Source organism: Buttiauxella izardii, from assembly GCF_003601925.1.
Lineage (GTDB): Bacteria > Pseudomonadota > Gammaproteobacteria > Enterobacterales > Enterobacteriaceae > Buttiauxella > Buttiauxella izardii.
Genome location: NZ_QZWH01000004.1, coordinates 54,335 through 76,820, shown reverse-complemented (window position 1 = coordinate 76,820; position 22,486 = coordinate 54,335). Strand labels below are relative to the sequence as shown.

Annotated in this window: 16 protein-coding genes; 12 read left to right on the top strand and 4 right to left on the bottom strand. The window is 51.7% G+C overall.

Annotated features, from left to right (window positions below; all coding sequences use genetic code 11):
* Positions 1-35: 35 nt before the first annotated feature.
* The 3 genes from D6029_RS02260 to queF form a co-directional block, all read right to left on the bottom strand.
* A complete protein-coding gene (locus D6029_RS02260) occupies positions 36-1,340 on the bottom strand; it encodes an HAAAP family serine/threonine permease (RefSeq protein ID WP_120063202.1) in 1,305 nt (434 codons plus the stop codon).
* 485 nt (positions 1,341-1,825) lie between these two features.
* Positions 1,826-3,190 carry a nucleotide 5'-monophosphate nucleosidase PpnN gene (gene ppnN, locus D6029_RS02255; protein ID WP_120063201.1) on the bottom strand — a complete coding sequence of 455 codons (1,365 nt, stop codon included), beginning with the start codon at positions 3,188-3,190 and terminating at the stop codon, positions 1,826-1,828.
* A 115-nt stretch (positions 3,191-3,305) separates the two neighbouring features.
* Positions 3,306-4,148 carry an NADPH-dependent 7-cyano-7-deazaguanine reductase QueF gene (gene queF, locus D6029_RS02250; RefSeq protein WP_120063200.1) on the bottom strand — a complete coding sequence of 281 codons (843 nt, stop codon included), beginning with the start codon at positions 4,146-4,148 and terminating at the stop codon, positions 3,306-3,308.
* Positions 4,149-4,216: 68 nt separating this feature from the next.
* On the opposite strand from queF, the gene syd reads away from it, so the two are divergent.
* The 12 genes from syd (at position 4,217) to D6029_RS02190 (ending at position 21,931) form a co-directional block, all read left to right on the top strand.
* The gene (gene syd, locus D6029_RS02245; RefSeq protein ID WP_120063279.1) at positions 4,217-4,765 is read left to right on the top strand and encodes a SecY-interacting protein; all 549 of its coding nucleotides are present in this window, start codon (positions 4,217-4,219) and stop codon (positions 4,763-4,765) included.
* Positions 4,766-5,419: 654 nt separating this feature from the next.
* Complete coding sequence (locus D6029_RS02240; RefSeq protein ID WP_120063278.1) at positions 5,420-5,749, top strand: YqcC family protein; 330 nt, start codon at positions 5,420-5,422, stop codon at positions 5,747-5,749.
* The gene (truC, locus tag D6029_RS02235) at positions 5,749-6,519 is read left to right on the top strand and encodes a tRNA pseudouridine(65) synthase TruC (RefSeq protein ID WP_120063199.1); all 771 of its coding nucleotides are present in this window, start codon (positions 5,749-5,751) and stop codon (positions 6,517-6,519) included. Before D6029_RS02240 ends, truC begins: the two co-directional genes overlap by 1 nt.
* 27 nt (positions 6,520-6,546) lie before the next feature.
* Positions 6,547-6,999 (top strand): flavodoxin, encoded by a 453-nt coding sequence (locus D6029_RS02230; protein ID WP_120063198.1) that lies wholly within the window; start codon positions 6,547-6,549, stop codon positions 6,997-6,999.
* Positions 7,000-7,336: 337 nt separating this feature from the next.
* Positions 7,337-8,983 carry a ShlB/FhaC/HecB family hemolysin secretion/activation protein gene (locus D6029_RS02225; RefSeq protein WP_244212365.1) on the top strand — a complete coding sequence of 549 codons (1,647 nt, stop codon included), beginning with the start codon at positions 7,337-7,339 and terminating at the stop codon, positions 8,981-8,983.
* An 8-nt stretch (positions 8,984-8,991) separates the two neighbouring features.
* On the top strand, positions 8,992-9,537 hold the full coding sequence (locus D6029_RS02220) for a toxin-activating lysine-acyltransferase (protein WP_120063196.1): 546 nt from the start codon (positions 8,992-8,994) through the stop codon (positions 9,535-9,537).
* Positions 9,534-18,851, top strand: a complete 9,318-nt coding sequence (locus tag D6029_RS02215; protein ID WP_120063195.1) for a two-partner secretion domain-containing protein — start codon at positions 9,534-9,536, stop codon at positions 18,849-18,851. Before D6029_RS02220 ends, D6029_RS02215 begins: the two co-directional genes overlap by 4 nt.
* A gap of 324 nt (positions 18,852-19,175) precedes the next feature.
* Complete coding sequence (locus tag D6029_RS02205; protein WP_167455960.1) at positions 19,176-19,625, top strand: polymorphic toxin type 25 domain-containing protein; 450 nt, start codon at positions 19,176-19,178, stop codon at positions 19,623-19,625.
* A 524-nt stretch (positions 19,626-20,149) separates the two neighbouring features.
* On the top strand, positions 20,150-20,299 hold the full coding sequence (locus D6029_RS22470) for a hypothetical protein (RefSeq protein WP_167455959.1): 150 nt from the start codon (positions 20,150-20,152) through the stop codon (positions 20,297-20,299).
* Positions 20,300-20,349: 50 nt separating this feature from the next.
* Complete coding sequence (locus D6029_RS22810; protein ID WP_418230236.1) at positions 20,350-20,511, top strand: DUF6911 family protein; 162 nt, start codon at positions 20,350-20,352, stop codon at positions 20,509-20,511.
* 179 nt (positions 20,512-20,690) lie between these two features.
* Positions 20,691-21,275 carry an Ail/Lom family outer membrane beta-barrel protein gene (locus D6029_RS02195; RefSeq protein WP_272482833.1) on the top strand — a complete coding sequence of 195 codons (585 nt, stop codon included), beginning with the start codon at positions 20,691-20,693 and terminating at the stop codon, positions 21,273-21,275.
* Positions 21,276-21,415: 140 nt separating this feature from the next.
* Positions 21,416-21,931 (top strand): hypothetical protein, encoded by a 516-nt coding sequence (locus D6029_RS02190; protein WP_120063191.1) that lies wholly within the window; start codon positions 21,416-21,418, stop codon positions 21,929-21,931.
* Positions 21,932-22,051: 120 nt separating this feature from the next.
* On the opposite strand, the gene D6029_RS22465 is transcribed toward D6029_RS02190, so the two are convergent.
* Positions 22,052-22,195, bottom strand: coding sequence for a SymE family type I addiction module toxin (locus D6029_RS22465; protein ID WP_167455958.1), 144 nt, complete (start codon positions 22,193-22,195; stop codon positions 22,052-22,054).
* Positions 22,196-22,486: the final 291 nt, after the last annotated feature.

Sequence of the window (22,486 nt, the reverse complement as noted above, 5' to 3'; positions counted from 1 at the left end):
AAAAGCCGCCCGCGAGAGCAGGCCGCTTAGAGCGTTTAGATGAACAGCGAGTATAAAGAGTAAGAGATGGCGGAAATAGCGACCAGACCCATAATTACCACAAATACATTGCTGATATGGCCGCTGTATTTGCGCATTGCCGGGACTTTCTGAATCGCGTACATCGGCATCAGGAACAGAATCATCGCGATGATTGGGCCGCCGAGGGTTTCAATCATGCCCAGAATGCTTGGGTTCAGAGTGGCAACAATCCATGTTGTCACCAGCATGAAGATGGCGGTGATGCGGTTCAGCTTGCTGACTTCAATGCTCTTGCCTTTACCGCGCAGGGATTTGATAACCATCCCGTTGAAGCCTTCACGTGCGCCCAGATAGTGGCCGAGGAAGGATTTAGTAATCGCCACAATCGCGATAATCGGTGCCATCCAGGCAATAACCGGCGCGTTAAAGTGGTTAGCCAGGTAAGACAGAATAGAGATGTTCTGTGCTTTCGCTTCGGCCAGGTTTTCCGGGGAAAGGCTCAGTACGCAGCTGAATACGAAGAACATCACGGTAATAACCATCATGATGTGCGCAAAAGACAGGATGCGTGAACATTTCTTCTCAGCTTCGTCGCCGTACTCATTACGTTTTGCAACCGCAAATGCAGAGATGATTGGCGAGTGGTTAAAGGAGAATACCATCACTGGAATCGCCAGCCACAGAGTCATCCACAGGCCGCTGCCGGTTGCAGGAGACGCAGCAGAGCTAAATGACAGGGTATCAAACGCCGCGCTGCTCCACTCAGGAATCAGGTACAACGCCAGCGCCATCAAAGCCGCAACAAACGGGAACACCAGGATACTCATCGCTTTAACGATCATTTGCTCGCCGAAACGAACGATGGTCATCAGACCCACAATCAGAATCAGAGACAAAAGCGCACGCGGCGGAGAAACCATGCCTAACTGGTGCGTAATAAAGCTATCAACGGTGTTGGTGATAGCGACGCTGTACACCAGCAAAATTGGGTAGATAGCAAAGAAGTAGAGCAGGGTAATCACTTTACCTGCGCCCACACCAAAGTGCTCTTCTACAACTTCGGTGATGTCTTCGCCTGGGTTTTTACCAGACAGCACGAAGCGAGTCAGGCCACGGTGAGCGAAGAAAGTCATCGGGAACGCAAGAATTGCCATGATGAACAGCGGAATCAGGCCGCCAACACCGGCGTTAATTGGCAGGAATAAAACGCCAGCCCCAATTGCGGTGCCGTACAGACCCAGCATCCACATGGTATCGGACTTGCGCCATGAACTTTTGCTTTCAACCGAGGCAATGCTGCCGGTTTGAGTGGTTTCCATCTACTACTTCTCCAAAGGAACATATGATTCGAAATTTGGGCCAACCGCGTTGTCTTGCCATTGGCTATTGAAATTTAATGCTGTTTATGAGCGGTTTTTTAGTAATTTTGGGCGGTGATAATCAGCGGGCGGAAAGATACATTCATGTCGTCAATTCATCAGTGATCGAGATCTCATTTGTAGTAATCCACTATTTAAATAGTGTTTTCTAGATTTTCGGTCTAAATAGAATTGTATGAGTAATATTTTTAGCCTGAAATGTTGATATTTTTAGATAATAAAACATCGTTTCATTGTGTTTGTCTGGAGTAATTGCCTGTATAGAAAGGTTTTTTGGCGTGATTATGGTGCTAACCCATAAGTTTCGTTGCAGACGATTATTCTGCTACCGGTAACATTATACCGACTTGTGGGGGTTCAATAAGGCTAAAAAAGGCAGGAATGGCAGGGGAAATAAAAGGGCGGAAAGGCTCCGCCCTCGGGGCTTAGGTGCAGATTTCGTAGCAAGGAATGTACGCACTGCCGGGTAATTTCATGCGGTGCTGGGCGACAAAGCCCTGAAGCAGGTCATCCATACGGCGCATCATTTGCGCGTCGCCGTGAATTTTATACGGGCCAAACTGTTCAATGGCGCGTATCCCACCTTCTTTTACGTTACCCGCCACAATGCCGGAAAACGCCCGGCGCAAAGAAGCCGCCAGTTGTTCTGCGGGTTGATCCGGGTACAGCTTGAGATTCGCCATGTTTTCATGGGTTGGCTCAAACGGCACTTGCAGATCCGGGGCGATGCGAATTGACCAGTTGAAGCTATAAGCATCGCCCGTTTCGCGGCGATTCTCTTTCACTCTCGGCATCGCTTTTTTCATCTGACGGGCGACTTCTGCCGGGTCATCAATAATGATTTGGTAATGACGACGCGCCTGTTCACCCACGGTGTTGACGATAAACTCGTCCAGCACGCGGAAGTAATCAGCGCTCTCTTTCGGCCCGGTCAAAATCAGCGGTAACACCTGATCGTGATTGTGCGGGTTCATCAGAATACCGAGCAGATAAAGCAGCTCTTCTGCGGTGCCCACGCCACCAGGGAAGATGATGATGCCATGCGCGATTCGCACAAACGCTTCGAGACGTTTTTCGATATCAGGCATGATAATCAGTTCATTCACCAGCGGGTTTGGCGGCTCTGCGGCAATGATTGACGGCTCCGTCATACCGATAAAGCGGCTTTCTTTATAACGTTGCTGGGCATGACCCACCGCCGCGCCTTTCATCGGGGCTTCCATCGCACCAGGGCCACAGCCGGTACAAATGTTGAGTTCGCGCAGGCCCAATTGAGTGCCGACGCGACGCGCATAGAGATATTCATTTTCGTTAATGGAGTGCCCGCCCCAGCAAACCACCAGGTTTGGTGCTTCGCCAACATGCAGAGCGCGTGCATTTCGTAAAATAGAGAACACCATATTGGTGATATTTTCAGGGTCTTCCAGGTCAAGATTCTGGAAGCGACCGGCGCTGGAAATCTGGCCGTTTACGAACAAAATATCGCGGAGTACAGCAAACAGGTTAGCTTGCAAAGCCCGGATGATACGGCCATCGACGAAGGCATCATCAGGTGGATTAATCAGTTCGAGTTTCACGCCACGTTCGCGGCGCAGCACGTTGATATCGAAGTTTTCGTAACGCGATAACAACTCTTTACTGCTGTCGGTCTGGCTTCCTGAGTTAAGTACGGCAAGTGAACAATTGCGAAACAGTTGATAGAGGTCGCTACTGGCCGTGCGCTTAAGCATGTCCACTTCCAGTTGCGACAACATATCCATTGAGCCTAGCGGGCTAATATGTGTAATCAAGTTAACTCCTTACGAAGCGTAAAGTGCCGCTCCCACTGATTACAATAGCCCTGCTATCAGCTATTTAACAACCTCTAAACAATAATCCTTCCGCACGCTGCGAGGCGTTTCGCACTTATTGGCGAACCAGACGGCCAAATGACGGATGGAAATCGGTATTGGTGCGCCATGGGTTGATGTCCAGGCCGCCGCGACGGGTATAACGCGCATAAACGCTTAACGTTTCCGGGGCGCAGAACTTCTGAATATCATTAAAGATGCGCTCAACACACTGCTCGTGGAATTCGTTGTGCTGGCGGAATGAAACCAAATAGCGCAGCAGTTTTTCACGGTCGATGCGTGGGCCACGGTAGCGAATTTGTACGGAACCCCAATCCGGCTGATGAGTGATCAGGCAGTTGGATTTCAGCAAATGGCTCACCAGGGATTCTTCGACGATGTCATCACCCGCCGCACCGCTCAGGTAATCGGCGTTAAAATCATAATTATCAATCGCGATGTTTTGCTCATCAATACACTCGCCGTTAAACGCGGCGATTTCCTGGCCTTCAAGCTCATGCAGGCGGAATAACACCACGCTGACATCGCCTTGCGCACAAGCGCTTAAATCACGCTTTAGCGCTTCCTGAACGGTTTCCCAGTCGGCGAATTGCGTCTGGTTAAAGCTGTTCAAATAGAGCTTAAAGCTTTTCGACTCAACCAGATTCACGCTGTTGGCATCCAGTTGCACATGGCCGACGGCGACCTGCGGTAAACCGTTGCTGTTCAGCCACGACAACTCATACAGCGTCCAGATATCGCCGCCGCTAAACGGCAGATTATCGGCCTGCAAACCCAGCGGGTCGCGGTTCAGACTGCGCGGTACGGCTTGTAGCAAAGAAGGCTGGTACTTATCCTGGTAAGCGGTTGGCTTACCCAGCGTCAGGCCGCTCAGCGCCTGGTGTTTTTCATAAGACATGTGTCACCAATAGAATGCAGGTACAATTAGCCTTTATTGTACCGCAGCCTTGAGGGAGTGAGAAATTGGTGGATAACGACGTACGTCAGGCGCTGGAAGATTTTACGCATCGCTTTTGTCATGCCTGGCGTGAACAAACTGGCGGTTGGCCAGCCAGTGAAGATTTATATGGTGTGCCGTCGCCGTGTATCGTGACCACAACCGGTAACGATGTGCGCTGGCAGCCGCAGCCGTTTACTCCGCAAAGTGATCTGAGCGCCGTAGAACGCGCCATGGACATCGTTTTGCAGCCTGCGGCGCATCAATTTTACACCACGCAATTTGCCGGTGACATGCCCGCATTATCGGGCAGCCAGGCGCTGACATTATTACAAGCCTGGAGCGAAGAGGATTTCCAGCGCGTGCAGGAAAACCTGATTGGTCACCTGGTCACGCAAAAACGCCTGAAACTTTCACCGACGCTGTTCCTCGCCACCACACCTGATGAAATGGAAGTGGTATCAGTTTGTAATATGACTGGCGAAGTGGTGGTGGAAAAAATCGGCACCAAACAGCGCAAAACCCTCGCCGCTTCGTTAAGTGTGTTCCTGCAAGAGCTACAGCCCCAGGTGATTTAAGCGTGATTCGCTCTCGGGCTTGTGAGAGATCTCTTACACAAGCTGTAAGAGATCTCTAACTTTACGTGCAGACATTTTATTAGGAAAAATCGCATAAGTTTTTAATATCAATAAGTTGAGTTGATATGCGGTGACTTTTGAATGAAAGTTAACGTAAGCTTTGGTTGTGAGTGTCTTGTCAGAATGAACGAAATGGTAGATTCTATGTCCGTCGACAAGGAGTCGGGAAGTGAAGGCGACATTAGGATGATGTCACTTCATTGAAGAAGCGGAACACACCAGGATGGTGTTGCAAGGAAGGCTTCAGGACGAAGCAAGGATCACTCAGGAAGAGTAAAGGACACCTCCAGGACGGAGAAAGAGAGCCGAATCAGGAACGTTCGGTGGGTCAGGAAGGCCAAAGGAAATCGCATCAGGATGATGCCGGAACACCACAGGATGCTGGTAGCAGGACGCGAGTACGACGGATTGTAGGTCAGGAGACCGCAGGACATAGTTGTCACGGACGAGCAGGGAGCACCAAAAGTAGCCGGATTAGCTGCGAAACGAACCGGGAGCACTGTTTATACAGTGCTCCCTTTTTTTATGCTTTTTTCGCCCACAGTAAGAAGTGATATGCTTGCCGGCTTCTTTAGACTGATGCCCGAGGTTTTCATGGAACGCCACGCGCTGGTTCGCCAGCATCTACACATCATTGAACAGGTTTTGCGTGACCACCAACTTTGGCTGGGTTGTGCGCCAGACGCTGAAGCCTTTGAAAGCACTCAACCTTTTTGCCTGGATACTATGCAGCCTCACGAATGGCTGCAATGGGTTTTGATTCCCCGTATGCACGCACTGATCGACGCGCAACATCCGTTGCCTGCAGATTTTGCCCTCGCACCTTATTATGAAATGGCGCTCGATGCCTCGCACACCGGACGCGCACCGCTGTTAAAAGCCCTGCAAGATCTCGATGCGCTGTTTGCGAGCGACAAATCCTGATGCTGGAAATTATTTATCAGGATGAATGGCTGGTGGCGGTAAACAAACCTTCGGGTTGGCTAGTCCACCGCAGTTGGTTGGATCGCCATGAAACGGTCTTCGTGATGCAAACCGTGCGTGACCAAATCGGCAAGCATGTGTTTACCGTGCATCGCCTCGACAGGCCCACTTCCGGCGTGTTGCTGATGGCACTTTCCAGCGAAGTCGCCCATTTATTATCGCAGCAGTTTGAACATCACCAGATTCAAAAACGCTACCATGCGGTGACGCGCGGCTGGCTGGAAGATGAAGCGGTGCTCGATTATCCGCTGGTGGAAGAGCTGGACAAAATCGCCGATAAAAAAGCCACCCAGGATAAAGAAGCGCAGCCAGCAGTGACGCACTATCGCGGCCTTGCGACGGTGGAAATGCCGGTTCCGGTTGGGCGTTACCCAACGGCGCGTTATAGCCTGGTGGAACTGGAGCCGAAAACTGGCCGCAAACATCAACTGCGCCGCCATATGTCGCATTTGCGCCATCCGATGATCGGCGATTCTAAGCATGGTGATTTGCGCCAGAATCGCGCGGCTGCCGAGCATTTTGGCTGCCAGCGGTTAATGCTACATGCAAGCCAGCTTTCATTAACTCACCCGATTACCGGCGAACCGCTGTGCCTTCGCGCAACCCTCGATGACACCTGGATGCAGATGATGTCACAGTTTGGCTGGAGCGGCTTACTGAGCGACATCGAAAAGGTTGAGTTTGTGGCAAGCAACGGCCAGGATGAATAAAACAGCCGTAACGCAAGGAGTTAACTGATGGCCGAAGTGGGAATTTTTGTAGGAACGATGTATGGAAACTCGCTGTTGGTGGCGGAAGAAGCCGCAGCGATTCTAAAAAAGAAGGGCCATAAAGCCACGGTATTTGAAGATCCTGAACTGGCCGACTGGCAAAAATTTGGCGACCAGTATGTGTTAGTTGTCACTTCAACGACGGGGCAGGGCGATTTGCCGGATAGCATCGTTCCACTGTTTCAGGCGATAAAAGACAAACTCGGCTACCAGCCTGAATTGCGTTACGGTTTGATTGCACTGGGCGACAGCAACTACGAACATTTTTGTGGTGGCGGCAAACAATTCGATGCTTTGCTGCAAGAGCAGGGCGCGAAACGTATCGGCACTGTTTTGGCTATAGATGCTAACGACCACCCTGAACCTGAATCGGTTTCAAATCCGTGGGTTGAGCAGTGGGCGACGTTGTTACAGTCATAAACTCAATACCGGGCGGGTATCTATTACCCGCTAAAATCTAAAAAATCCTGCTGTTAATCATTAATACATTCGATATTATTCAATTTAGAACATTCTCCCCTTGGACATTACCCCAACTGAAATTCATTGGCTGTATTTAATGTTGCCGTTATATTTGCGCGAGCTATGAATTGAATGCTGTTTTATCTGACAAATCGGGATTAATTCTGAATGTTAGACACATTTGATAATAATAGTCCGTTTTCGGATTTGTATTCTTTAAAATAAGGAATCAGCTAATTTAAATAATTCACAGGATGTTAATGTGCGCCCTTCTTTTGCACCGTTATTTGCTGCGATAATTTTTATATTCCTGTCAGCAGGTGCTCATACTGCGGTATTGCCTAAAGATCAGGAGCTAATCCTACAGCAGGAAAGACAGCGTGCACGTGAAGCGTCATTAGCGACCCCAGCGCCTGAAGTGCGGCTTTCGGCCCCTTCGGCTTCATTTGGTCGCGTTCAATTCCCACAAGAAACTCCGTGCTTTCAAATAAATAACGTGGAATTACAAAACCGTAATTTCGTTCCCCACTGGTTGCCATTGCAGAAAATAGCCAATCAGGCGGTTGGGAATTGTATTGGTTCTACAGGAATTAACCTGGTGATGACCGCAATACAAAATCGTCTTATTGATAGCGGATATATCACTACGCGTGTTGTCGCTCCGCAGCAGGATTTAAAAAGTGGAAATCTGCAATTAGCGATTATTACTGGAAAAGTTCGCCACATTATTTTCACTGAGCAAAGTGGACATTACGCCACGCTTTACAGCGCATTCCCGGCTCATGAAGGCAACCTGCTGGATTTACGCGATATTGAGCAAGGGCTGGAAAACTTACAGCGCGTGCCGACCGTGCAGGCGAGCATGGAAATCGTCCCAGGAGAAAACCCGGGCGAAAGCGATATCGCTCTGAGCTGGCAACAAAGCAAAATGTGGCGCGTGGGCTTGTCACTTGATGACTCCGGCTCGCGCAGTACCGGGCGCTATCAGGGCGGCGCGACGATTTACGGCGACAACCTGCTGAGCCTGAGTGACACGCTTTACCTTTCTGCGGGCACTTCTTTATTTGCCCCAGACGGCAAAGGCACCCACAACTATACCGCGCAATATTCCCTGCCTTTTGGCTACTGGGCCACCAGCTTCACCGCCAGCAGCAACAGTTACTACCAGACGGTGGTGGGCTTAAACGGTGATTACCGTTACAGCGGCGACAGCAATAATCTCGACTGGCAACTCAGCCGCGTATTGCATCGTAACGCCAGCCAGAAAACCTCATTCACCTATGACGTTATCGCCCGTGATTCCAAAAACTACGTCGATGGCACCGAAGTTGACGTACAGCGCCGCCATACTGCCGCCTGGAAAATTGGCCTTCAGCACCGCCATTACATTGCCGCCGCAACATTAGATGCGGGTATCAGCTACCAGCGTGGGACGCGCTGGTTCGGTGCGATCCCTGCTTCAGAAGAGTATTTCGATGAGGCTACGGCGCTGAGCAAAATCCTGCAAATCAACGCCCAGCTTGATGCGCCTTTCGTTATTGCCGAGCAGAACTTCCGCTACAACGCGCAGTACCTGCGCCAGATGAGCGACACGCGCCTGACACCACAGGATCAATTTTCCATCGGTGGCCGCTGGACAGTGCGCGGGTTTGATGGCGAGCGCACATTGAGTGCCGATCGCGGCTGGACGGTTCGCAATGAACTCTCCTGGCAAACCCCACTGCCGAACCACCAACTTTATCTCGGCGTGGATTACGGCGAAATCGGCGGTAATGGTAGCGACTACAACCTCGGCAAACACCTTGCGGGCGGCGCGCTAGGCATCCGTGGCGGCTTGCTCGGTGCGAGCTACGACATGTTTGCTGGTATCCCGCTTTCTAAACCCGATGGCTTCACCACCGACCCGGTGACGCTCGGTTTCAACCTGAACTGGCAGTACTAAGGCAAATGATGCGAATAGAAAATTTCGACGTGATTGCGCCCGGAGTTCTGGGCGGTGACGCCAGTTCAGCGCAAGTGCTTGGCTCAGCGGTATGGCTGTGGATGCACTCCGAATTCCACCGTGGTCTGGAGCTGGAAACGCTGCCCACGGTGCTGTTGCCCATCATTGAAAAACAGCAATACCTGCTGGTGAGTGAGCAGGGCAAACCGATCTTTTTCCTGAGCTGGATGTGGATGGACGAAGAAGCCGAACGTCGTTATCTGGAAGCGCCCGGCATCATGACGCAAGAGCGTGATTGGTTCAGCGGCCCACGTCTGTGGTTGCGCGACTGGGTGGCACCTTTCGGCCACACCCTCGCGATGAAAAACCTGGTGACCGGATATTTGTTCCCGGAAAACTGCATGCGCGCGCTTTACCACCGTGGCGTGACGCGCGGCAAATGCGTCAAAAATTTTCGCGGCGATAAAGTCAGTTCACCACAGGCGAACGACTGGCGAACCGCACACCCTCTTTCCGCACCCATAAAAGAACTCCCTGCAAGGACGCAACCATGAACAAGAACCTTTATCGCATTGTCTTCAACAAAGCGCGTGGCATGTTGATGGTGGTTGCCGACATTGCGAAATCCGGGCGGGCTTTGTCATCGTCTTCTTCGGGCCTCGGAGCCACGCTTTCACGCCGTATCAGCAAACTTTCGCGGCTCAATTTCAGCCTGCTGCTGGCGTTGGGTTGTGTCAGCGTTTCCGCGCATTCGGGGATCGTTGCGGATGGCGCGGCTTCAGGGAATCAGCAGCCAACAATTATTAACAGCGCGAACGGCACACCGCAGGTCAATATTCAAACGCCAAACAGCCAGGGTGTGTCTCACAACAAATACAGCCAGTTTGATGTTGATGCAAAAGGGGCAATCCTTAATAACTCGCACAACGCCACCCAGACTCAGCTTGGCGGCATGGTGAATGGCAACCCGTGGCTGGCGAAAAGCGAAGCCAAAATCATCCTCAACGAGGTGAACTCGCGCAACCCGAGCCAGCTGAACGGCGTGCTGGAAGTGGCGGGTAAAAAAGCACAAATCGTTATCGCCAACCCGGCGGGCATTACCTGCGACGGCTGTGGTTTTATCAACGCCAACCGCACCACGCTCACCACCGGTACACCGCAGTTTAACAACGGGCAAATTAGCGGATACGACGTCAACCAGGGTGAGATCGTGATTCAGGGCCGTGGCATGGACACCACCAACCAGGACAGCACCGATATCATCGCCCGCGCGGTAAAAGTGAACGCCGGGATCTGGGCCAACGAGCTGAACGTCACCGCCGGGAAAAACGTGGTCGACGCCGCGCACCAGAGCATCAGCACCAAAGCCAGTGATGGCAGTTCTCGCCCACAACTGGCGGTGGACGTGTCGCAACTTGGCGGCATGTATGCGGGTAAAATTCGCCTCATCGGCACCGAAAACGGTGTCGGCGTGCGCAACGCGGGCGCTATCGGCACCTCGGCAGGCAGCGTAACGATTACCGCCGACGGGCGTATCGAAAACAGCGGCACCATTAATAGCGTTCAGGACTTAACGGTCAACGCATCCGGCGGTATCCAGAACAGCGGAACACAATATGCTGCCGGTAATACCCGCTTAGCGACTCAAGCTGATATCACCAACAGCGGCACGCTGGCCGCCGCCCGCGAAACGACTCTCAACGCAGGCAGCCTTAACAGCACCACCACCAGCGTGTTAGCCGCAGGTCTAAATAGCGATGGCAAACTTGGTAGCTCCGGCAATTTGACACTGAACACCTCCGGTGAACTTAGCACCCACGGCCAAAACCTTGCGGGCAGCCAGATTAATGCGCAAGGCAGCTCTGTGGATTTAAGCCAGAGTCAGACTTGGGCCAATAGCCTCACCGCGACGGCAACAACCGGCAACCTCAGTACCGCACAGGGTAACGTGGCGGCGGCGCAAACACTCACGCTCAATACCAACGGCTTGCTGACCAACGACGGCGGCAAGCTCGAAGCCGATCGCTTGCTGCTTGGCGGTAGCTCGCTCTCAAACCAGAAAGGCGTGATTAACCAACTTGGCGAGCAGGATCTGACGCTCGCGCAAAGCAACGCCATCAACAATACCGAAGGCACCATCGCCAGCAACAGCGCCAATCTGACGCTGAACACCGCAAAATTGACCAATAACACAGGCTCGATTATCCATGCGGGCAGCGGAAAACTGGCGCTTAACGCCGCAGAACTAGACGCCACATCGGGCACGCTTGCCACCAACGGCGCGCTGGCGCTGAGCGGCAAAAAAATGATGCTGGATGGCGCAACCACGCAGGCTGATAACATCACGCTGACTGCCGACAGCCTTTCTCATCGCTCCGGCAAAATGACGCAAACCGGCAGTGGCAATATGGCGATGACGGTCGCAGGCGGGCTGGATAACACGGGCGGCAGCATCGCTTCCAGCGGTGATTTCACGCTCAAAACGGGCAGCCTTAACAACCAGCAAGGGCAGTTCCTTGCCGCAAACCACTCGCTGACATTAACCAGCGCGGGTGCGGTAGATAACCGTAGCGGATTTATCGCCACCGACGGCTGGCTGGCGTTCAACAGCAGCCAACTGGATAACAGCAGCGGATTGATTCAAAGCGGCAACTGGCTCAGCCTCGACACTCACGGTGGTGCGCTTCTCAACCAGAACAGCGGCGATACGGGCGGCATTATCAGCATGGGTGATTTGTCGCTGAAAAGCGGCAATGTTGATAACCAACACGGCACGGTTTACAGCGCGGGAACGGCAACGCTTAGCACCGGAAGCTGGAATAACACAGCCGGGCAAGTTGTAGGCGTCAGTTCACTGAAATTCAGCGGTAACCAACTACTCAACGACAACGGAGGCCTGCTCCAGAGTGGCGGGGCAATGGCCCTCGACACCCACGGCGCGGCGCTCAGCAATTCCCAAAACGGCGTTATCTCAAGCCAGGGCGATTTGCACCTCAACACCGGGGACGTGAACAACCATTCCGGCACCGTTTACAGCGCCAGCAATCTCCAGCTCAACACCGGAAGCTGGAACAACACCGCAGGTCAATTGGCAGGCGTCGGTTCGCTCAACTACAGCGGTTCGGCATTGTTCAACGATAATGGCGGCCTCATTCAGAGCGGCTCAGAAATGCGCCTCGATACCCACGGTGCAGCACTTAGCAACGCCCAAAACGGTGTGATCTCAAGCCAGGGGGATTTGCACCTCAACGCGGGCGATGTGAACAACCAGCTCGGCACCGTTTACAGCGCCGCAAATGCCGTGCTTTCCACCGGAAGCTGGAACAACACCGCCGGGCTTTTAGCTGGCGTCAGTTCGCTCAGTTTCAGCGGCAATGCGCTGCTGAACGATAACGGTGGGGCTGTACAAAGCGGTGGCGATTTAAGCCTCGACAACCACGGTGCATTGCTCAGCAACACCCAAAGTGGGGACGCAGGCGGTATCACCAGCCAGGGCAAAATGCAGCTTAACGTCGGCAATTTCGACAACACGCAGGGCGCGGTGATCAGCAACCAGCAACTTGCGCTGAATGCCAACAATGTGAATAACGAATCGGGTTTGCTGGTCGCGCTACAGGGGCTGGATGCGTCAACGGGTGCGCTCAACAACCATAACGGTGCGATTCAGTCGGGCGCGGCTTTCAACTGGAATACCCACGGCAATTCGCTCAATAACGCCAACGGGCTTATCAGCACGCAAGACGCATTCACGCTGCTTGCGGGGGATATCAATAACCAGCAGGGGCTGCTGACTTCAGGCGGCGATTTTGTTCTGACGGCGGGTCAGCTGGATAACCGCAACGGGCAGGTCGCCGGGAAAAGCGACCTGACTCTGACCACCTCCGGCATCAACAACCAGCACGGCGCACTTCAGGCGCTGGGCGATATGGCGCTGAATGCCGCCAGCAAAGTGATCGACAACACCGCAGGGCTGATCCAAAGCGCGCAACAGGTGTGGATGAATGCCGCGCAGGTTCTCAACCAGAACACCCACAGCAGCGACACATCGATGGGGATTCAGGGCGGTAATATCACCGTGAATGCTGACGCCCTCAACAACCAAAACGGCGACATTCTGGCGAACGAGGATTTGGTGCTGAACCTGGCGGGCGATCTGGATAACCGTAATGGTCTGATCACCGCCATGGATCAGGCGCAGATCCACGCCGCCGCAGTGCTCAACAGCCAGGGTGATATCGAAGCGGGCGAGGCGCTGGGCATCACCAGCAGCAGCCTGACAGGCGACGGTAAACTGCTTTCGCTGGGCGATATGTCGCTGACGCTAGCCAGTGACTTCACCAACACCGCCACCATTCAGGCCAATGGCAATCTGGATTTCACCACCACGGGCAGCGTCACCAACCAGAACTTAATGCAGGCGGGCGATACTTTTACGCTGAATGCCGCATCGCTTAACAACACCGTTGACGGCGAGCTGAGTGCGGGCACGCTGGATTTGCGCATCACGGGTACGCTCACCAACCGTGGTTTGCTGGACGGCTACGACACCAGGCTCACCGCGCAGACGCTCAATAATATTGGCTCCGGGCGCATTTACGGTGACTGGCTAGCGATTGACGCTCGCACCCTTAACAACAGCGCCGAGAATGGCACCGCCGCCACTATCGCCGCTCGCCAACAACTGGACATCGGCGTTGGCACGCTTAACAACAGCGACCACGCACTGATTTACAGCGACGGGAACCTGTTCCTCGGCGGGAGCCTGAACAGCGACTGGCTTGCCACCGGGCAGGCGGGCGTGGTGAACAACCACAGCGCAACGATTGAATCCGCAGGCAACATGACGCTCAACGTTGCCACGCTCAACAACATCAACGACCACTTTACAACCGAAAACGTGGTGGTTTCGCAGGAACATATCTCCGAATACCTGGTCGACCGCCTGGGCAGCCAGCTTTACAACGATAACGACTACGACATCAGCATCTACAAAGATGAAACCTGGATCATCTGTATCGAAGGCGTGCTTTGCCACAACACCGCTGGCGACAAGTTCACCCACTTTGACTACACGCGCACCATCACCGAAGATCGCGTGCTGGAAAGCGACCCCGGGCAGATTATTGCGGGCGGCAACCTCACCATCAACGCCGGGAATGTGCTTAACGACAAGAGCCAGATCGTCGCGGGGAACAACCTCAACATTAACGCCGCCAACCTCAATAACGTGGAAGTGAACGGCGAGCGCAAAATCATCGATGACGGGACTTCAACGCGCTACACCCGCAAGCAGAGCAAAGGCGGTGATTCCCCAAAAGTTAGCGTTTCAGATTACACGCCACCAGCGATCATTCAGGCCATCAGCCTGAACTCCAGCACCGTGGCCGATCACAGCCAGATTACGGGCAGCGGCCTGACGGTGGATGCGCATCAGGATACGTCGGTGAGCGGCAGCATTCAGGGTGCGGGTAGCCTCAGCCTGAGTGATATCGCCGGGCCGAACGGCGCGGGCGCTGTTTCCACCGATCCTGTGGGGGCGGTGACGATCCCATCCGTGGGTAACTTGTCGCCAGGCAAAACTTTTGAAGTGGCGCAACCCGGCGGTAGCGAAGTTATTCGCATGGTCGGCCCAAACACGCGCATTCCGGACAACAGCCTGTTTAAATCGCACCCGGAGAGCAACAGCCCGTACCTGGTCGAAACCGACCCGCGCTTCACCAATCAGAAGCTGTGGATGAGTTCCGACTACATGATGCAGGCGTTTATCACCGATCCGAACAACATCCAGAAGCGCCTCGGCGACGGCTTCTATGAGCAACGGCTGATCCGCGAACAGGTGGTGGCACTGACCGGCCAGCGCTATCTCGGTGGCACTTCCAGTGACGAAGAACAGTATAAAATGCTGATGGATAACGGCATTGCCTTCGGCCAGAAATGGGGCCTGAAACCGGGCGTGGCGCTGACACCGGAGCAGATGAGCGCGCTGACCAGCGACATCGTCTGGATGGTGACGCAGACCGTGCAACTGCCGGACGGCAGCACGCAACAGGTACTGGTGCCGCAGGTGTACGCGAAGGTCAAACCAGGTGATCTGGACGGCAGCGGCGCACTGCTGGCAGGTAAAAACGTCAACCTTAACCTGAGTGGCGACCTGACCAACAGCGGGCGTATCAGCGCGAAAGAGAGCACGCAGATACTGGCGAACAACATCAATAACCTCGGCGGCATCATCAGCGGCAACGATGTGGCGCTGCAGGCACGCACCGATATCAACAATATTGGCGGCAACATTAAAGGCGGCGACAGCCTGCTGGCTATGGCCGGGCGTGACATTAACGTCACCACCACCACGCGCAGCGCCACCAGCGTCGGCGGCGATTTTGGCCGCACCAGCGTTGACCGCATCGGCAGTCTGTCGGTGAGCAACGACGGCGGCTTCCTCGGCGTGCAGGCCGGGCGCGACGTGAACCTGACGGGTGCGCAAATCGCCAACAGCGGCAGCAACAGCCAGACCACCATTGTGGCGGGGAATAATCTGAACCTGAGCACCGTTACTACGGGAAGCCATGACAACCTGAGCTGGGGGCAGGACGACACCCTGAGCCGCTCGCAGAGCATGCAAATGGGCACCTCCATTCAGGGGGCGGGCGATGTGGCGATGGGCGCAGGGCACGACGTGAATATCACGGCGGGGAATATTTCCGCAGGCGAGCAACTGACCGTGCAGGCGGGTCACGACCTGAACATCGTCAACGGCACGGCCACCGACAGCTTCGACCAGTACACGAAGCAGACCGGCAGCAGCAGTATGACCTCGAAAACCACCACCGTAGACCGCAACAGCTTCAGCAACCAGACGGCAGTGGGCAGCCAGCTAGACGGGGAAAACGTGACGATGTCTGCCGGGAACAACATGCTGATCCAGGGCAGCAGCGTGGCGGGCTCGCAGGATGTGAACCTGATTGCCGGGAACAACCTGACTGTGACGACGGCCACCGAACAGCATGACGAACTGCATCTGCATCAGGAGAAAAAAACCGGCCTGAGCGGCACCGGCGGCATTGGCATCAGCTACGGCACCAACGACCTGAAAACCACCGACACCGTTACCAGCCTGACCAGCGCAGGCAGCACGGTGGGCAGCATCAACGGCGACGTGAATATGGTGGCGGGCAACGGCCTGACCATCAAAGGCTCGGACGTGCTGGCGGGGAACAACATCGCGCTGCAGGGTAAGCAGGTGGATATTCTCGCGGCGGACAACGACAGCAGCTCAAAACACACGGTCGAGCAAAGCAGCAGCGGCCTGACCCTGGCGCTCTCCGGCGCGGTGGGCAGCGCGATAAACCAGGCGGTGACCAGCGCCAACACAGCGAATAAAGAAAGCAGCAGCAACGGACGCATGGCGGCGCTCGACGGCGTGAAAGCGGCACTGAGTGGCGCGCAGGCGTATCAGGCCAGCGAACTGGCGCAGGCCAACGGCTCTGAAGGCAGCATGATTGGCGTGAACCTCTCTTACGGCAGCCAGTCGTCGAAATCCGAACAGACGCAGACCAACCACGACAGCCAGGGCAGCACGATTCAGGCGGGCAAAAACCTGAGCATTAACGCCACCGGCACCGACATTAACGTTCAGGGCAGCCAGATAAAAGCGGGCAACGACATCACGCTTGATGCCGCGCGTGACGTGAACCTGGTATCCGCCGAGAACACCCATCAGCTTGAAGGCAAAAACGAAAGCCAGGGCGGCTCGGTGGGCGTGGGAATTAACTTTGGCAGCGGGGCGAACGGCATCTCGGTGAACGCCAGCGTCAATAAAGGCAAAGGCAGTGAAACCGGCAACGGCACCACCCATACCGAAACCACCCTTGATGCGGGCAACCACCTTACCATCAACAGCGGGCGCGACACCACGCTGACCGGTGCACAAATCAGCGGCGACAAAGTGACGCTGGATGTGGGACGTAACCTGACGCTGACCAGTGAAAAAGACAGTGACCAGTACGACTCGAAACAGCAGAACGGCAGTACGGGTGGCAGTGTGAGCATGGGCGGTGGCAGCGGCTCGGTGAACATCAGCAAGGACAAAATGCACAGCGACTATAACGCAGTGCAGGAGCAGACCGGCATCTTTGCAGGCAGCGGCGGGTTCGATATCACCGTCGGCGAACACACCCAGCTCAACGGCGCCGTTATCAGCAGCACCGGGTCTGAGGACAAAAACCGCCTCGACACCGGCACGCTGGGCTTCAGCAACATCGACAACCACGCTGAATTTAGCGTGGAGCACCAGAGCGCGGGCATCAGCAGCAGCGGCAGCGTTGGCGACCAGTTCCTGGGGAATATGGCCAACGGCCTGCTGGTGGGCGCGGGCAGCGAAGGGAGCGCGGACTCGACCACGAAGTCAGCCGTCTCGGGCGGCACCATCGTTATCCGTGAAAAAGACAAGCAGACGCAGAATGTCGACGACCTGAGCCGTGACGTGGCGAACGCCAATCCGGGTCTGGACACGATTTTCGATAAAGAGAAAGAGCAGCGGCGGTTGCAGGAAATCCAGGCGATAGGGGAGATAGGCAGCCAGGCGGCGGATGTGGTGCGGACGCAGGGGCAGATTGAAGCGACCAAAGCGGCTAATGAGAAGATGAAGAACGTCTCACCGGAAGAGCGACGCGCCGCAGAAGCCCAGTGGGCAAAAGAAAATCCCGAAAAGGCACCGAAAGCGGGTGATATCGACAAGCTGATTTACCAGAACGCGTATAACGATGCGTTCAGTCAATCAGATTACGGCACCGGCGGCTCGATACAGCAGGGGCTTCAGGCTGCCACCGCCGCCATTCAGGGGCTGGCGGGCGGCGATATGACTAAAGCGCTGGCGGGTGGGGCTGCGCCGTATCTGGCAGAGGTCATTCATGATATGACTACCGATCCGGTCACGGGTAAAGTCAATACCGAAGCTAACCTGATGGCACATGCGGTGGTGGGGGCGGTGCTGGCAGAAATGCAGGGTAACAGTGGTTTTGCCGGAGCGTCCGGAGCTGCAATGGGAGAATACATCGCTCAGCAACTTTACCCGGATATTCCTCGCGACAAACTGACTGAGGAACAGAAACAGACAATCACAGCACTTTCCACGCTGGCGGCGGGGATAGCCGGTGGCGTCATAAGTGACAGTTCTGCGGGAGCCGTGGCAGGCGCTCAGGCCGGGAAGAATGCGGTTGAGAATAACAATCTTGCAAGTGTACTGGCGGCTGCGGAGGCAAATAAACCGGGTACGGCTGAGAAATGGCAGGAACAACAGCAGGCTGCAATTAAGGAAGCTTGTAGCGGTGGCACACCAATATCTTGTGAAACGGCTGTAGCGGCAATGGGGAGTGCTCTGGCTTGGCCATTGTTGCCGGGAGCTGCAGCAACTACAAGCCTCATAGGTGGCGGAGCCAATGCCGGAATAGGTTATCTAATCAATGGAGAAATTAATCCGAATGATGTCATTCTGGCGTACTGGACAGGTGCGTTGACTGCAGGAACCGGCGTGTGGGGTACAATGGGGGTGAATGCGATCAGCGGTGGCACCTCCAGTTACCTCAAAGGTGACGATCCGCTGAAAGGTGGTGCCATCAGTGGTGTAGCGTCGGGGCTGGGTTACGGAGTCGGCAAATTAGTTGAGTTACCGCTAGATAAAGTCCTGAACCCAATGAAACCATGGCAAGACTGGATCTGGGTTGATTTCGGAATGGGGATTTCTAAACCATTACCGATTAATCCGTTACCTGGAGCTTTTGGCAATGCTGGAGCTAGTTTAGGCACTGAAACGATAAATGATCAGGTCGGTAAAGTTGATGTTGAAAAATTGAAGGGGAATGGAAAATGATCTTCAAAAAGAGTCTATTAGTTTTTATTTATCTATTCACTTCATGTGTATTTGCGCTGAACGTTTTTGTAGTTCTATTATTCATCATGGCAAGATTATTTTTCTTTGTTATGTATGACGTGCCGTTTGAAATATCTATCAGTGATTTAACTAAATATATCAAAGCTGCATCTTTTGCAGGATCTTTGATCTCTGTAGGTTGTTGGTGGGTTTATTATCAGCACTACAGAAAAAATAGAAACTGATGTTAAGAATAACAATCTTAATCTGCCGTCAGGGATGATGGATTATGGGCAGGCAGCAGCTTCCTGGGATAAGTACGCGGTGGAAAATAATCTGACGCCTGAACAGACCCAGGCTGGGTTGGATAGTATTTCTATTGGAGAAGGACCATCGTGGGGGGGAACTTATAAGGTTAAACCTTATGCAAAAACCGAAGCTGCTGCGGGATTTGGCCCTGGTTATTATTATGATGCAGGGTCTGATAACTCACAATTTTCTATCAATCGTGGTGAAACTATGGCTATTGGCATGAGAGCTTCTGGTCAAATAGGTGTACAATTTGGTCCCTATTTTTCCAATATAGGAAGTACTGATAGGAATAGTTCATTGAGCTTTGGTTTGGGGTTATGGGGAGGTGAAGTAAACTATGGTAAAGACGGCATAGGTTTGAGTATTGGCGCAGGGCCTTCTTGGGGCTGGAGTGGTATATCTAAAGGTGAATTAGATATGAACGCTTCTTCGGGCAAAGAAGTTTATCATTATGACTATTAATAATTGGATGGTAAGCATGGAAACCATATTAAGTGCTATCATAATGATGATTATTTTTCCTTCTTTCTACCTTTATTGTAAAAGAGGAAAAATATCCCTTATGGCTCCTGAAAGTATGAGCTATTTCTGGGATGCTATTTGTTTCTTACGAAACAGCGATGTTTATGTCATTTTTGCTAGAGTGGCGTTACTACTAGGCATACCTGTCTTATATTTATATATCTATTGTATTAAAGGGACTGGTGCTGAGTTCTTTCCATTTATTATTTGTGCGTGGGTTGTGTGCTTTGTTTTTAGATGCTTTCAACGAAGGATATATACAAGGGAGTTGAAAGGCTCTAAGTTTTTTGGATTGTTACTGTTGAATAACCCATCAGGGATTTTTGGGGCTATTTTGTGGGGTGTCAGAGTTTTGTACTTGATCGCTTTTTACAGTTATTTTCGAACTGTTATGTAGGTCATTATAACTTATGTAGTGTTAGTTTTACTTTGACAAAAGGGCTTCCGCATTAAAGGAGTCCATGATGAGTGAATTATTCCTCTCTTGGTCTTGCTTGCCAAAAGATGGCACTAAGAAACCTGATTACTGGGAGGATGTTAGTAACTCATTAAATAATGTCAGATTGTCTAGTGGTTGTATGACATTGGATAAATTGGATGGTGAAGGTTATTAAGTCGCAGAAATTTAGGTGAGAGTGGAAAAAGAACTATATGTGGTTGTTTTTTGAATGAAGATGAGGAGGTTATGACTCTTCCTAATTTAACTCAGTCGGATGAAAAGGTATTGACCCTTGGAGATTATGGATCAGCAAGACACATCATAAAAGACTTTGATCTTGTTGTGAGTATCTATAAGGTATTTTTGATACTAGAAATGTTTCAATAGATATACTCAGCAAGCAAATTACCCCGGCTATCAAGCCGGAAGTGATTGTTATACTAGCATTATAATTAATAACCAAGAATTTAGTTGCCAGGTGTTTTGTGGTTGGCATCTGTATATAAAGTACCAACCAAACCCTCCAGTACTAGAGGGTTTTCAATCATTAAAATTAAGGATGAATCATGTCAATGAAATACACTTTTTTAACTGCTGTTCTTTTGTCTGCGCTGGGTGCTACATCTGTGGCACAAGCGGATACTCAAAGTATCACCGCTGGTTATGCACAGGCTCACGTTCAGGATTTTAAAAATATCAATGGGATGAACTTAAAATACCGATATGAGTGGGAGTCACCAGTAAGCGTTATGACTTCTTTCTCGTTTATGTCTGGCTCTAAAGGTTATTCTTATAATGTCGAACGCGATATTATTGATAACAGCGCTAATGTAAAATATTACTCTCTGACAGCGGGGCCAGCGTGGCGTATTAATGAATTAGTCAGTGTTTATGGGCTTCTGGGTGCCAGCTATAGCAAAGTTAAATATAACTATAACTGGAAAAATTACGAAGGTGACCGTGGTTATGTTGATATGGGTAACTACAGTGGTAAAAACGATTCAACGTCCCTGGTATATAGCGCAGGTGTTCAGATAAATCCAGTAGAAAATATGGTTATCGATTTGGCTTATGAAGGTTCTAATCTGGACGATGGCGCGAGCGATCATTCAGTGAATGGTTTTAATATTGGCGTGGGTTACCGCTTCTAATTTATTTTTAACCAGAGTGGATGATATTCCTCTCTGGTTATTAATGTTTTATATCAAGCATACGAAATGCTTTAATCGAAAATGGGATTAAGTTAATTTTATTTACCCCATAAATTTAATAATACACGATGGATTGGAAAATGAATTTAGCATTTAAACTACTTATAACCTTGGCTTTATCTTCAATGGTTACTGGTTGTTCTTTTAGTCTTCGTCCTGTACTTGATGACTATACTGGCACAGACGCAGCACATCTCAGAATTGAGGATTTGGGTCATACAGTTATCCGGGTTTATAAAAAAGAAGGAGATTGTTATGTTAAGGATTATGAAAGAAGATTAACTTCCCCGGTATCTGTTATGGGTGTTCCTACTACGGGTGATAAAAAAGTTTCGGGTATGCGTTCATCTAGTGACGTAAGGGGATTGATAGTTAAAGAATATAGTATTAAACCTGATCAGAAATTAACTGTAACTCACTATGCTTCTTTAGGAACATATCAACGCGAGTTTTCAAAAAAGTTGGCTCCGCAGGCAAATCATGATTACGATTTAATTATTGGTGACTATTCAATAACAATTAAAGACCTCACAGCTACAAATGGCCAAGCGGATACCTGGACGGATAATATTTGCCCGTTGGGTTTCTGGGGGTAAAATAGTATCTGAGAATAATTTATTATTAACTGCTCATGGGGCTCATAGGAATATGGGAAATCCCGATAAATCCATCGGGATTGATTTGTCTAATATATATTTAGCGACATCTTTTATGTCTTATTTTTCGATGATCATCTCAACATAATCCGTAACGTGGATTTGCTTGCGGCGCGGAAGGTTACAGGCCTTACGCAATATTTTCATAATTTCCGGCTCTTCCGGTGGCGCAGGAATAACAATCGGTTCTTGTGCGGTCAGCACTAAGCAACCGGGTATCACGCGTACTTTAAGCCGAGTCTAATTAGTTGTTGCGGTGAGTGGGGTTGAAGGTGTTTGCTGCACTTCACCTCGCGTTATTTTCAAAGCTCAACAAATAAACCTGTATTAATAATAACATTTAGAATTAGCTATTTGTTCCAATTAAATAAATTGATACTAATAAGGCGAAATGCAAATGTATAAAATGCAACGCCGAAATGAATATTTGTGAAATATATCCAGAATGCTTTTATATCAACTTAAAGACTTACTTTCCCACACTCCCCGCCACCT

Bases quoted from the DNA above. Each gene is read 5' to 3' on its own strand.
- D6029_RS02260 (WP_120063202.1), bottom strand. From the start codon at position 1,340: ATGGAAACCACTCAAACCGGCAGCATTGCCTCGGTTGAAAGCAAAAGT.
- queF (WP_120063200.1), bottom strand. From the start codon at position 4,148: ATGTCTTATGAAAAACACCAGGCGCTGAGCGGCCTGACGCTGGGTAAG.
- truC (WP_120063199.1), top strand. From the start codon at position 5,749: ATGCTGGAAATTATTTATCAGGATGAATGGCTGGTGGCGGTAAACAAA.
- D6029_RS02240 (WP_120063278.1), top strand. From the start codon at position 5,420: ATGGAACGCCACGCGCTGGTTCGCCAGCATCTACACATCATTGAACAG.
- D6029_RS22470 (WP_167455959.1), top strand. From the start codon at position 20,150: ATGAGTGAATTATTCCTCTCTTGGTCTTGCTTGCCAAAAGATGGCACT.
- D6029_RS02215 (WP_120063195.1), top strand. From the start codon at position 9,534: ATGAACAAGAACCTTTATCGCATTGTCTTCAACAAAGCGCGTGGCATG.
- D6029_RS02220 (WP_120063196.1), top strand. From the start codon at position 8,992: ATGCGAATAGAAAATTTCGACGTGATTGCGCCCGGAGTTCTGGGCGGT.
- D6029_RS02190 (WP_120063191.1), top strand. From the start codon at position 21,416: ATGAATTTAGCATTTAAACTACTTATAACCTTGGCTTTATCTTCAATG.
- D6029_RS02195 (WP_272482833.1), top strand. From the start codon at position 20,691: ATGTCAATGAAATACACTTTTTTAACTGCTGTTCTTTTGTCTGCGCTG.
- D6029_RS02230 (WP_120063198.1), top strand. From the start codon at position 6,547: ATGGCCGAAGTGGGAATTTTTGTAGGAACGATGTATGGAAACTCGCTG.